Below are 13,314 nucleotides of genomic sequence, written 5' to 3' on the forward strand. Positions count from 1 at the left end.
AATAAGGAACATGTTGGTCAAACTATGGCTAACTTAGAACAAGCAACTAAAATTAAAGGAAGAGATCCTAGAGTATTCCAAGACGGAATATACTTAACTAGCAAAGAATAAATTTGGTGATTTAAATGGCTAACAAAAGATTTAAAAGACAAGAATATGCTCGTTATAAAAAACTTGGAATCAAATGGAGACGCCCTAGAGGTAAAACCAGTAAAATGAGAAGATATGAAGCAGGAAAACCTGACATGCCAGCTATTGGTTACAGAACCCCTAGAGCTATAAGGGACTTACACCCTTCAGGGTACAACGATGTTCTTGTTCACAATTTAAAAGAATTAGAAGACTTAGACCCAGCTACTGATGCTGCAAGAATAAGTGCTTCTATCGGTAAAAGGAAAAAAGCTTTGATGTTAGAAAAAGCATCAGAACTCGGAATTAAAGTTTTAAACAAATAAATTATTCATATTTATAAGTCAATCAGTTCCGGGGTTTATATTTGAATTGATTTGACTTTTTAAATTATAAAGATAAAAAAAGGGAATTTAGATATTATCTAAATTTATCAGCTATGCTGAATGGAGGATTATATACATGAATCTTACAACTCAAAGAAGATTAGCTGCTAGTATACTCAAAGTAGGTCTTAATCGTGTATGGATTGATCCAGAAAGATTAGAAGAAGTATCTATGGCAATTACTAGAGAAAAAGGTAATAGTAGCTACAGATCTAAAAAAATTAAAGAACAAAAAGCAAAAGGAAAAAGAAAAGGTAGAGGTAGTATTAAAGGGGCTAAAAAAGCACGTACACCTAAGAAAAAAGCATGGATGACAACCATCAGAGCTTTAAGAAAAGATCTTAAAGAAATGCGTGAAGAAGAAGTAATCGATGCTACAACCTACCGTAAATTATACAAAATGGCTAAGGGTGGCGCATTTAGAAGTAAATCTTACATGAGAAACTATGCCCGTGACCATGATTTAATTAAAGGAGATGACTAAACATGGCTCAAGGAACTAACTATAAAGTAGCTTTCAGAAGAAGAAGAGAAGGTAAAACAGATTACGGAGCTAGAATTAAATTAGTCGATTATGAAAAATCTCGTTTAGTTGTTAGAGTATCTAACGCTCACGCAACTGTTCAAGTTATTGATTATGCTCCTGAAGGAGATATCACTATTGCTTCTGCAGTAAGTAAACAATTATCAGGATTCGGATACAAAGGACATTCCGGAAACTTATCTGCATTTTATTTAACAGGATACCTCTGTGCTAAAAGAGCTTTAGCTAAAGGTGTTGAATACGCAATTTTAGATATTGGATTAAAATCTCCAATTAAAGGATCTAAAATTTTCGCAGCATTAAAAGGTGCTGTTGATGCAGGTTTAGAAGTTCCTCACGGTGATTTCATTTTCCCTGAAGATGAACGTATCAGAGGAGAACATGTCGCAAATTATGCTGAATCTTTAAACGCTGAAGAAGTTGCAGCAAAATTCTCAAAGTATTTAGAAAGAGGTCTCAATCCAACAGATTTACCTGAAAACTTTGAAGAAACTAAAAATAATATTGATGAGGCTGAGGTATAACTATGAGTTTTAATATTGATGAATGGGAACCTAAAACTAAAATGGGTAGATTAGTTAAAGATGGAACCATTACAGATATCGATGAAATTTTTGAAAAAGGTCTTCCAATTATGGAATTAGAAATAGTTGATGCCTTAATTCCAGATTTAGAAGAAGAAGTAATGGATGTTAACTTAGTTCAAAGGATGCACAAATCTGGTAGAAAAGTTAATTTCAGAGTAATTGTTGCTGTAGGTAACAAAGATGGATACGTAGGATTAGGCCAAGGTAAAGCAAAAGAAGTTGGTCCTGCTATTAGGAAAGCTGTAGACAACGCTAAATACAACATTATTAAAGTAAGAAGAGGTTGTGGAGATTGGGGTTGTGTTTGTGGAAGAGAACACACTGTACCATTCAAAGTACAAGGTAAATCCAGTAGTGTAAGTGTTACTTTAATGCCAGCTCCTGCAGGTGTAGGTTTAGTAGTTGGAGATGTAGGTAAAACTATCTTAAAACTTGCTGGTATCCACGATGTATGGTCTCAAACTTTCGGACAAACCCAAACTACTGTTAACTTTGCTAATGCAGTATTCAATGCTTTAAAAGAATTAAGTAATGTTAAAGCTAGTCAAGAAGACCTTAAAAAGATGGGAGTTAACTACTAATTGGTGATTATATGTTTTTAGTTATTAGAGTTAGAGGAACTACTGGTGTCATTCAAAATATTGCTGACACTTTAGATATGTTAAGACTTAACAGAATCAGCCATGCAGTATTAGTTGAAGAAAATCCTAGTTACGAAGGTATGCTTCAAAAAGCTAAGGATTACATCACTTGGGGAGAAGTTGACGCAGACCTTTTAGCTGCAATGATTGCTAAAAGAGGCAGACTTCCAGGTAATGTTAAAGTTACTGATGAATATGTTGCAGAAAATACTGACTACAACGATATTCCAGAATTAGCTAAAGCTTTAATTAATTCTGATGTCAAATTAGCTGATGTAGGTATTAAACCTGTATTCCGTTTACACCCTCCAAGAAAAGGATATGAAGATATCCGTTTATCTGTAAAAGAAGGTGGATCTTTAGGTTACAGGGGAGAAAAAATCAACGACCTTGCAAAAAGAATGCTTTAAACTCGGGTGAATATTATGATTAGAACAAAACGTAAAATTAACAAACAAAGAGGTTCTAGATCCAACGGAGGAGGCTGTACCAAAAAACGTAGAGGTGCAGGTAACAAAGGTGGAAAAGGTAAAGCAGGTATGGGTAAACAACATTGGACCTGGACTGTAATCCACGACCCAGACCACTTCGGTAAACATGGGTTCAAAAGACCTCAAAAAATGATTAAAAAAGTTAATTCAGTTAATTTAAGTTATTTAGAAGAACAAGCAGATAATTTAATTGCAAGTGGAAAAGCTTCTAAAGAAGGAGATGCTATTGTTATCGATGTAACTGAATTAGGTTATGATAAAGTTTTAGCTAAAGGAAGTATCACTAAAACTTTTAAAATTTCAGCACCTCAATTTTCTGCAGGTGCCATTGAAAAAATTGAAGAATTAGGAGGAGAAGCTATAGAATTATAGCTTTCTTTATCTTTTATTATCGGGGAAGAAAATGTCATCACTAGAAGTATTAGAGCCAATATTTAAAGTTGTTCCAGAAGTCAAATCTCCGGTTCACAGAGAAGACTTCAATGAAAAACTTAAATGGACTGCTCTAGTTTTAGTATTATATTACTTTTTAACATTAATACCATTATACGGTTTAGCTCCTGGAGCAATAGATCAATTTGCTCAAGTAAGGGCTGTTATGGCTGGAAGTTTTGGTTCAATTCTTACATTAGGGATTGGTCCTATTGTTACTGCTTCAATTGTACTTCAATTGTTAGTAGGTTCTAATCTTTTGGATTTAGATTTATCTTCTCATAAGGATAAATCTCATTTTCAAGCTACACAAAAGGTTTTATCTATTATCTTTACTTTGTTTGAAGCTGCAGTTTTAGTATTGACCGGAAATTTAACACCTATTGATGGTTCATATACTGCACTTTTGATTCTACAATTGGTTATTGGTGCATTAGTGATAATCTATCTGGATGAAGTTGTTTCTAAATGGGGATTCGGTAGTGGTATCGGTTTGTTCATTGCTGCAGGTGTTTGTCAACAAATTGTTGTAGGTTCATTCAGTATTTTACAAGGAACCGATGGTTTATTTGCTGGAATCATTCCAAAATTCATTCAATTAGCTTCTACCGGTGTATACGACTTCAGTATTTTAATTCCATTAATCGCAACTATTATTGTATTTTTAGTTGTTCTTTATGGTGAATCTATGAGAGTGGAAATTCCAATTTCCCACGGAAGTGTAAGAGGTCACGGTAGAATCAGAGGATCAGTTGGTAAATATCCATTAAAATTCGTTTACTCCAGTAACATGCCGGTTATTTTGACCAGTGCATTGCTTGTAAACGTAACCCTTTTTGCAAATATTTTCCAAAAAGTTGGCGTACCTATTTTAGGCCACATTGAAGCAGGTAAACCTGTTGATGGTATCGCATGGTTATTATCAACCCCTAAATTACACATGTTTATTACAGAACCTCTTCACGTTTTAATATATGCAATATTCTTTATTGGATTCTGTATGTTATTCTCATATCTATGGGTTGAAATTAGTGGATTAAATGCTAAAAAGATTTCAGAGCAGCTTTATAATTCAGGTATTCAAATACCTGGTTTTAGAAGTAGTAAACGTCAATTATATAAAATTTTGAAAAAATATATTCCTGCACTTACCCTTATCAGTGGTATATATGTAGGTCTTATTGCTTTCCTTGCAGATTTAACCGGTGCTTTAGGTGGAGGTACTGGTGTATTGCTTACTGTAGGTATTGTTCATAAACTTTATGAAGAAATGGCAGAGGAACAACTGATGTCCTCAAATCCACTTCTTAGAAAATTCTTAGGAGATTAATTCTCCTAAGCTTTATCTTTTAAAAAAGGTGAGGGATTAAAATGAAATTAGTAGTATTAACAGGGATTCCAGGTTCTGGAAGTTCAACTTTACTTGGTAAAGCTTTAGACAGTGTCGATTATGTACATTTAAATTATGGAGACATAATGACTGAAATTGCTATCAAAGAAAATATAGTTCAAGATAGAGATGCTTTAAGAAAATTATCAGCTGAAATTCAAAAGGAAATTCAAGCTAAAGCAGCTAAAGAAATTAAACAAAGATCTGAAAAGGACAATGTTATTGTGGATACTCATTGTACCATAAATACTCCGTCTGGTTTTTTACCAGGACTTCCAATTTGGGTTTTAGAAGAGTTAAAACCTGATCTTTTCATTTTAATTGAAGCTGATCCTGATGAGATTATTTTCAGAAGATTAAATGATGATACTCGTGTTAGGGATACCCAAAAAGCAAAGGATATTCAATTACATCAAGAAATGAACAGAGCTACTTCTATGGCTTATGCTACTTTAACAGGCGCTACTGTTAAAATATTATATAACCACGATAATCATTTAGATTCTTCAGTTTCCAAATTAGTAGATGTATTAAATTTATAAAGGGGCAAAATTATGGTTGATATAATGGGAATGCTTAATGGTGCATTGAATGCTATTTTCAACCCGATTCTTGCAATGGATCCTAATCCTGCAAATCCAGCTTTAACAGTTTTGATTATTGCATTTATCGTATCATTAATTACTACAATTGCTAACAAATATTTAGTTGACCAAGATCAACTTAATGAACAACAGGCTAAAATGAAAAAATTCCAAAGTGAATTGCGTGAAGCTCAGAAAAAAGGTGATGGAAAAGAAGTTGCTAGACTTCAGGCTCAGCAAACTGAAATGATGGGTGACCAAACTGCAATGATGACTAATCAGTTCAAACCTATGATTGTAACTTTTGTTCCGATTATTCTGATATTCTTTTGGATGAGATCATCAGCTATCCATGATTTAGTAATAATTTTACCAACTACTGTATATTGGGTTACATTAACACCTCTTTGGCATGCAATAGGAAGTGTCATTTATGGTGGTAAAGCAACAATTCCATATGGTATTGGTTGGTTGTTATGGTATATGATTTGTACTTTTGGAATGAGTCAGATATTAAGAAAATTCTTAGGATTCAAACAAGGGTTCTAAAATCGACCATTAAACATACATTTATTAATGATAAGAAAGAAATAGTATAATATTCTATATTGAATACGCTATTACACAATTATTAAATATTTATTAAAAATTAAATTTATAGGTGATTAAATGCCTGCTAATAGGTTTAGATCAAGATCATATAAAAGAGTTCATAAAAACACTCCCGGCGGAGAAAATGTTTTAAGATACAAAAAGAAAAAACCATCCAAGCATGTATGTGCTGAATGTGGTAAAGTGTTACATGGAGTTCCTCGCGGACGTCCATATGAAATTGGAAAATTATCAAAAACAGCTAAAAGACCTAACCGTCCATTTGGTGGGTACTTATGTTCAAGCTGTGCTCGTAAACATTTCAAAAACGAGGCTAGAAAATAATGATTATTACTATAGGCGGATTAGCTGGAACCGGAACAACAACCACTGCTGAACTTCTCAGTGAAAAATTGGACATTCCATATATTTCTGCAGGATTTGTTTTTAGAGAAATGGCTGCTGAAAAAGGAATGAGTGTTCTTGAGTTTAGTGAGTTTGCTGAAGGTAATGATGATATTGATAAAGAAATTGATAAAAGGCAAGCTTTAAAAGCCAAAGAAGCAGAAAACCTTATAATTGAAGGAAGATTATCTGCCTTTTTTGTAGATAATGCTGATTTGAAAATTAGTCTGGTCACTCCTTTTGATGTACGTTCAAAAAGGATATCTGATAGAGAGAACAAATCTGTTGAAGTGGCTAAAAAAGAGATTATTACTCGTGAAAAAAGTGAAGCCTTAAGATACATGGAAATCCATAATATTGATATTTCAAATATGGATGTCTATGACATAATTATAAATACTGGTACTTTCAATCCTGAAGAAGTATCAGAAATCATTATTCAAACATTAAAGGTGATATAAATGGCATCAATCGAAGTAGGAAGAGTATGTGTTAAAATTGCTGGTAGAGAAGCAGGCGAAAAATGCGCTATTGTTGAAGTTATCGACGAAAACTATGTAGAAGTAGTTGGTGAAGCAGTAAAAAACAGAAGATGTAATATTGCACACTTAGAACCAACTGAAGATTCTATCGATGTTTCTGGCGATATTGAATCTATCAAAGCAGCTTTAGCTGACTTATAAATGAATAATTAATTTATTCATTATTTACTATTTTTTTTAATATTTTAAGGTTTTTTTCATGAAATTTGAGATGGTTACAAAATCCAAAAGTTTTACAAATCCCGATTTTGGCTGCAAACCTGAAGAACGTGAAATCAGGGATTATATTTCTAAAGGGGTTATTAATTTAGATAAACCATCCGGTCCAACTTCTCATGAAATTGACTCATGGATTAAACGAATTTTACCATTAGAAAAATCAGGACATGGGGGAACATTAGATCCTAAAGTTACTGGAATTTTACCGGTAGGTTTAGATGATGCAACCCGTGCTATTCAACTTCTTTTAACCGCTCCTAAAGAGTATGTTTGTTTGCTAACATTCCATCATGATGTTGCGGAAGATAAAATTCGTGAAGTATTTGCTGAATTTACAGGTAAAATTTTTCAGTTACCTCCAGTTAAATCAGCAGTAAAACGTGAACTTAGAACACGTAATATTTATTATTCAACTATTTATGAAATTGAAGGAAGGGATGTTTTATTCAGGATAGGCTGTGAAGCCGGAACCTATGTCAGAACATACTGTCATAATATTGGTGAAGCCTTAGGTGTTGGAGCGCACATGGCAGAACTTAGAAGAACTCAAGTGGGTTCATTCACTGAAAAAAATAATTTGGTAACCCTTCAGGATGTAACCGATGCATATCATTTCTGGATTGAAGACGGAGATGAATCCTTTTTACGTGATGCCATCATGCCAATGGAAAGGGCAGCGGATTATTTGCCAAAAATTGTAATTAAAGATTCTGCTGTTGATGCAATATGTCATGGTGCAGACCTTGCCTGCGGTGGAATTGCTTCACTGGCTGATAATATTCAAAAAAATGATATAGTTGCTATTGAAACATTAAAAGGAGAATTGGTTGCTTCAGGAAATTCATTATTAAATAGTAATGAAATATTAGATGCAGATTCAGGCTTTGCAGTAAATGTTTCTAAAGTATTCATGAAACCTGATACTTATCCAAGATTCTGGAAGTAAATTTCCATTCTTTACTGTAGATAAGATTAATTTTACATTAATTTTTGAGTTTTTAATTTTTATTTTCATGTTTTGTTGTTTTTTAAAAATGATTGTCTTTTTTTTTTAAGGGGGTATTGATTAATAATTTCCACAAAATATGTGGGAAATTACAAATAACTGTTTTTTTTTAATCATTCCATTCGATAATTATATATGTATTAAAGACAATAATAAATTTTAATTTAAAATTGTTTAAAGGAGGCAAATTATTTTTAACAAAAAAATTCTACTATCTCTGTTTTTTGCATTAATTCTGCTTTGTTCAATTAGTGCTATTCAAGCAAGCGAGGTTAATCTCACAAATTCTACACCTCTCCATTCTTATTCGGATACATTAATTCAACTAGAAGATAAAATTCAGTCTTATGATTTGGATGCTTCTGATTCTGATATTATCTCTAATAATAATGATTTCACTAATTTGGGTGAAAACAGTAAAAATCAAACGGAATTGACATCACAGAAAAACTCTATTTATTATAAAGGCTCTTTTAATATAATTTTAAAGGATTCAAATAGCAGTTCTGCATTATCCAATAAAAAAGTTAATTTTATTATAAACAATCAGGAATATATTGCCACAACTGACAGTAATGGTATAGCAAGTGTCAATTTAGATTTAAATCCCGGCACATATACATCTATGGTTTATTTTGCAGGAGATGATTCATATGAGGCCAGCAATAACCTTACATCACCTATAAAAATATTGCCTACAATTGCTGCAAAGGACATTACCAAATACTATAAGGGATCTACACAATACAGTGCAACATTCTTTGACAGTCAGGGAAATCCCTTAAAAAATAGGCAGGTTACCATATCTGTTAATGGAAAGTCATATTCGAAAAAAACTAACAGTAAAGGTTTGGTAAGTTTGTCTGTAGATTTAAAACCTGGTACTTATAAAATAGTTGCAAATGACCCGATTACAGGTTATAAACTAATCACTACTTTTAAAATTTTATCAACTATTAGTTCATCTGACTTTAAGAAAGTTTCAGGAGACAGTAAACGGTTTAAAGTAAAATTCTTTAAAAGTAATGGAAAGGATTTAACCAATCAATATGTTAAGGTTAAAATTAATGGCAAAACCTATAAAATAAAAACAAATTCCAAAGGAAAAGTAAGTTTATCTCTAAATAATCTTAAACCCGGCACATATAAGGCTGTTTGTTATAATAAGGATGGTTTAACAAAATCATTTAGTGTTAAAATTTATAGCATTGCTTCTACTAAATTAACCACTTATTCATATACATTCATTCCTGGAGATAAAAAAGAAATTAAAGTAAAATTCTCAACTGGTCTGGGTGATGATTCAAAATCTGGAAAAATCATTAAAATTACAATCAATGGAAAGACCTATTCCAAAAAAACTGATAGTGATGGAATGATATATCTTAGTATGGCATCATTAGATAAAGGTCATTACACAGTTGGATATTCCTTTGCTGGAAATAAGTTTTTTAAATCAGCTTATTCAACAAACTCTCTTACAATACTTCAAACTACCCGCACGGAACTAACGGTAAGAGGTATAAAAGATTTCGGTCAGGGTGCAGGCACTCAGTTTAAGGTGGCTTATACTGCAGGAGGTGTTCTTTTAGCAAATAAGGCGGTGACTTTCACTGTTGGAAGCACAACTTACACCACTTCTACGGATAATAATGGAATTGCATATTTGCCTATTAATCTCAAAGTGGGCAATTATACTGTCAACTATAAAACACCGGATGATTCTAAAGTAAACGGAACTTCGGGTTCCTGTGAAATACATGTTTTTAAAAGAACCGATACTAAACTTAGTTGGAAATGTGGAACCTCTTATAAGGATTCTTCACAAACATTTAAAGTTCTCTTGACGGATTCGAATGGTAAACCTATCTCCGGCCAAACTGTTGAATTAATCATTGATTCTCAAACATATTATGAGATTACTTCATCAAATGGTTATGCAAAATTCATAACAGATGTTCCATTAGGCAAATATAATGTTCTGGTTAAATTCAGAGGCAATAATGATTATGCTGATAGTTCAACTTCTCAATCAGTAAATGTCGAACTTTCCAAATTCCGAAATGGACTGAATGAAAAAAATGCTGCTTCATCCAGTGCATATCTTCGCTCATCAAGTAATTGCCCTGTTGGAACTGCAAAGATTAAATCGTTGGTAAATTCATTGACTAGTGGTTTAACTAGTGTTGTTGACAAGGCAAAAGCCATATTTAATTATGTAAGGGATAATGTAGTCTACAGTTATTATTACGATACTAAAAAGGGCGCTACCGGTACATTAAATTCTAAACGTGCAAATTGCGTTGATCAGGCGCACCTGTTAATTTCTATGTATAGAACTGCAGGTTTACAGGCAAGATATGTTCATGGAAAATGCGTATTCAGTGACGGTACCTTCGGGCATGTTTGGACTCAGGTTTTAATCGGTAAAACATGGGTTGTCGGCGATCCGATTAATTCTGGTAATGATTTGGGAAAAATAACTAACTGGAATAACAATAATGTTAGAATAAATGGAAAGTATTCAAGCCTTCCATTTTAACTCTATTTTTTTAATGCAAATATAATCTAAGCAAATCTTTTTATATTCATTATTAACTTAATTTTTTCTAATTTTTATTTTCACAGTATTTCTATTAATTTTTTAATAATTTAGGTTTTATTCGTCATATTATAAACAAAAATGATATATATTATCATTTATAAAAATAAATATCATTATAAAATTTATGGAGGATAAAAGTTTGCTAAATAAAAAGGTATTGCTTTCAATATTGTTTGTATCCTTTTTGATTATGTCTGCAGCTTATGCAGAAGAAGATAATCTGATGAATGGTACTATTAGTAGTCAAGATGTTAATCTAACTGATAGTATCGGCGATAGTGAAATTTTATCTTCCAGTGAACTTTCATTTTCAGATTTAAATTCATTAATTAATGATAATACTGATTGGACGATCCGTCTGAAAGGAAATTACAAGTATAATCCAATTTCGGATTCTAATTTTGTAAATGGAATTCCTATTTCCAGGTCTATTAATCTTTATGGTGATGGTTATTCAATTGACGGTAACTTTAAGGCCAGAATTTTTGATGTAACCAATTATGTAAATTTCAATAATATTAATTTTATCAATGCCCATTCTGAGAGTGGATCTGCAATACTTGGTTCCAATTTTGCAGTTACAAATTGTAATTTTACTAATAACCATGCTTCTTTATATGGTGGAGCTATACAAGGAGGATATGCGACTAATTGTATTTTTGACGGCAACACTGCAGAAAACCGTGGTGGAGCAATATATAAAGGTAGTGCGGATAAATGTACTTTCAAGAATAATGTTGCAAATGAGGGTGGTGCAATATACGATGTTTATGCTACATCTTCCTCATTTATGGATAATACTGCTCATAAACAAGGTGGAGCAATGATGGGAAGTTCCGCTAGCCAATGTACGTTTCTTAGAAACTATGCGGAGGGATATTCTGGAGCAGCATTTAATACCTATGTTGTTGATTGTACTTTTATAAATAATTCTGCCACTCATGCAGGAGCCATTGGAGGAGGGTCTAACTCTGCTCAAAATTGTATTTTCATAGGAAACACTGCTTCGGATGATGGTGGAGCGGTTTACGGTTATACTGTATTTGATTCGATATTCCGGCAAAATCATGCTGTTCAGGGAGGTGCAATGCACACTGGATCTGTAAATAACTGTCTATTTGAATATAATTACGCAACTAATGTCGGTGGTGCTTTAATGGAGGCTTATGCAGTAAATTGTAACTTCACGGGAAATACTGCAAAAAATGGTGGGGCAATGTATCAGAACTCTGCTAAAAATTGTTTATTCACCAATAATTCAGCAACTAATGGTGGAGCAATGTTTAATTCTCACTCGGATACTTGTAAATTCTTTTACAATACTGCAGTTAATGATGGTGGGGCTATTTATGAAGGAGGTGCAGAAGATTCCTTTTTCAGGTATAATTCTGCTAAAAACGGTGGAGCTATTGCTTTAACTGATGTCACCGGATGTACATTTTATGATAATGTTGCAGTAGAGTATGGTGGTGCAGCATATAGATGTTCAGTCAGAGTGTCTCTATTTGAAGGTAATAATGCAAAATACGGTGGTGCACTTTCTGGTTCTACTTCAGAGGCCAGTTCAGCATCAAATTGTGTATTTAAAAGAAATGTTGCAAAAATCACAGGTGGGGCTAAATTTAATGCTTTCGTTGCAGACTCAGAGTTTGAAGGAAACTTGCCTGTATACACATTATTTGTATCAGATTATAGTGGTATTGTAGGTTTTGGTGGAGATATAAATATCAAAATGTATGATAATCCTAGTTATCCTGTCACTGGTGTTAATGCAACAATAAAAATTTACAATTCTAAAAATCAAGTTATTGGAACTTATAAATCTGAAGTTGGATATAACTGGTTTGTTAATCTGCCTGCCGGCAAATACAAAGCCCAAATCAGCATTGATGATAATTGCTATGAAGTAGATCCTGTTAAAATTTCAATAACAATAATGAAATCTTCATTTATTTATGCAGCTAATTTAACTACTGATTATGGTGCAGGTAAAGTTTTGATTGTAAATTTACATGATTCTGTTGGAACAGTTATTAAATATGCCAAAATTTCAATAACTCTTAATGGAGTTACTAAAAGTTATTTAACTGATGATAATGGTCAGGTAATGGTTCCGACAAAAACTTTGACACCTAAGACTTATGATGTGGTTATTAATTTCCCTGGAGATTCAAATTATATCAAGTCATCTGCTACTGCAAAAATCACTGTTAAAAAAGTGACTCCGAAATTAACCGCCGCTAAAGCTACCCTTAAAGTAAAGGATAAAACTAAAAAATACACTGTTACTTTAAAAACCAATAAAAATGTTGTAATGAAAAATATGAAAGTTACAGTTAAAGTCAATGGTAAAACATATTCAGCTAAAACAAACTCAAAAGGGCAAGCTATTTTCAAACTGACCAAATTAACTAAAAAAGGAACTTACACTGCAGAAGTCAAATATGCTGGAAATAATATTTATAATGCAGTTATTAAGAAAGTTAAGATTTCGGTTAAATAATCTCATTAATTATTTTTTAATTAGCTTTAATTATTTTCATAGTTCATAAGTTTAATCAAAAATTATGATGTCTTTTTTTTCATTTGCTTGATTTTAAATTAGAATTTCAGTATTATTTAAGCTACTGTATATATCTCTTAATATAATTTTTTAAAAAAAGGAGTCTGTAAAATTTTATAGGCTTATTTGATTTTAAATTTTTTACAGTTGAAGTTTCACTTCGATGAAAATTCGTTCTAATTTTTCTTTAATTTAAATT

The 13,314-nt window shown here is 32.4% G+C and carries 15 protein-coding genes and 1 pseudogene; all 16 read left to right on the forward strand.

Annotation, left to right across the window (positions count from 1 at the left end; genetic code table 11):
* Positions 1-111: pseudogene (gene rpl6p / locus QZU75_RS11335) on the forward strand (50S ribosomal protein L6); the annotation flags it as partial.
* A 14-nt stretch (positions 112-125) separates the two neighbouring features.
* Entirely contained in the window at positions 126-455 is a 330-nt protein-coding gene (locus QZU75_RS11340) for a 50S ribosomal protein L32e (protein ID WP_292784715.1), read from the forward strand.
* Positions 456-591: 136 nt separating this feature from the next.
* Positions 592-999, forward strand: coding sequence for a 50S ribosomal protein L19e (locus QZU75_RS11345; protein WP_296883841.1), 408 nt, complete (start codon positions 592-594; stop codon positions 997-999).
* A gap of 2 nt (positions 1,000-1,001) precedes the next feature.
* A complete protein-coding gene (locus tag QZU75_RS11350) occupies positions 1,002-1,583 on the forward strand; it encodes a 50S ribosomal protein L18 (protein ID WP_296883843.1) in 582 nt (193 codons plus the stop codon).
* A gap of 2 nt (positions 1,584-1,585) precedes the next feature.
* Positions 1,586-2,227 (forward strand): 30S ribosomal protein S5, encoded by a 642-nt coding sequence (gene rpsE, locus QZU75_RS11355; RefSeq protein ID WP_296883844.1) that lies wholly within the window; start codon positions 1,586-1,588, stop codon positions 2,225-2,227.
* Between the two features lie 11 nt (positions 2,228-2,238).
* A complete protein-coding gene (gene rpmD / locus QZU75_RS11360; RefSeq protein ID WP_296883846.1) occupies positions 2,239-2,697 on the forward strand; it encodes a 50S ribosomal protein L30 in 459 nt (152 codons plus the stop codon).
* A 15-nt stretch (positions 2,698-2,712) separates the two neighbouring features.
* A complete protein-coding gene (locus QZU75_RS11365) occupies positions 2,713-3,150 on the forward strand; it encodes an uL15m family ribosomal protein (protein ID WP_296883847.1) in 438 nt (145 codons plus the stop codon).
* A 31-nt stretch (positions 3,151-3,181) separates the two neighbouring features.
* On the forward strand, positions 3,182-4,540 hold the full coding sequence (secY, locus tag QZU75_RS11370; RefSeq protein WP_296883848.1) for a preprotein translocase subunit SecY: 1,359 nt from the start codon (positions 3,182-3,184) through the stop codon (positions 4,538-4,540).
* Positions 4,541-4,581: 41 nt separating this feature from the next.
* Positions 4,582-5,142: an adenylate kinase gene (locus QZU75_RS11375; RefSeq protein WP_296883849.1), complete on the forward strand. Its 561-nt coding sequence runs from the start codon at positions 4,582-4,584 to the stop codon at positions 5,140-5,142.
* Positions 5,143-5,154: 12 nt separating this feature from the next.
* Entirely contained in the window at positions 5,155-5,733 is a 579-nt protein-coding gene (locus tag QZU75_RS11380) for a DUF106 domain-containing protein (protein WP_296883850.1), read from the forward strand.
* A 120-nt stretch (positions 5,734-5,853) separates the two neighbouring features.
* Positions 5,854-6,120 carry a 50S ribosomal protein L34e gene (locus tag QZU75_RS11385; protein ID WP_292746777.1) on the forward strand — a complete coding sequence of 89 codons (267 nt, stop codon included), beginning with the start codon at positions 5,854-5,856 and terminating at the stop codon, positions 6,118-6,120.
* On the forward strand, positions 6,120-6,641 hold the full coding sequence (gene cmk, locus QZU75_RS11390) for a (d)CMP kinase (protein WP_296883852.1): 522 nt from the start codon (positions 6,120-6,122) through the stop codon (positions 6,639-6,641). The genes QZU75_RS11385 and cmk overlap by 1 nt, the downstream gene beginning before the upstream one ends.
* Entirely contained in the window at positions 6,642-6,863 is a 222-nt protein-coding gene (locus QZU75_RS11395) for a 50S ribosomal protein L14e (RefSeq protein WP_296883854.1), read from the forward strand.
* Between the two features lie 58 nt (positions 6,864-6,921).
* Complete coding sequence (locus QZU75_RS11400) at positions 6,922-7,887, forward strand: RNA-guided pseudouridylation complex pseudouridine synthase subunit Cbf5 (protein WP_296883855.1); 966 nt, start codon at positions 6,922-6,924, stop codon at positions 7,885-7,887.
* Between the two features lie 412 nt (positions 7,888-8,299).
* On the forward strand, positions 8,300-10,489 hold the full coding sequence (locus QZU75_RS11405; protein WP_296883856.1) for a transglutaminase domain-containing protein: 2,190 nt from the start codon (positions 8,300-8,302) through the stop codon (positions 10,487-10,489).
* A 202-nt stretch (positions 10,490-10,691) separates the two neighbouring features.
* Complete coding sequence (locus QZU75_RS11410; RefSeq protein WP_296883857.1) at positions 10,692-13,055, forward strand: hypothetical protein; 2,364 nt, start codon at positions 10,692-10,694, stop codon at positions 13,053-13,055.
* Positions 13,056-13,314: the final 259 nt, after the last annotated feature.

The sequence above is a fragment of the uncultured Methanobrevibacter sp. genome (assembly GCF_902764455.1).
Taxonomy (GTDB): Archaea; Methanobacteriota; Methanobacteria; order Methanobacteriales; family Methanobacteriaceae; genus Methanocatella.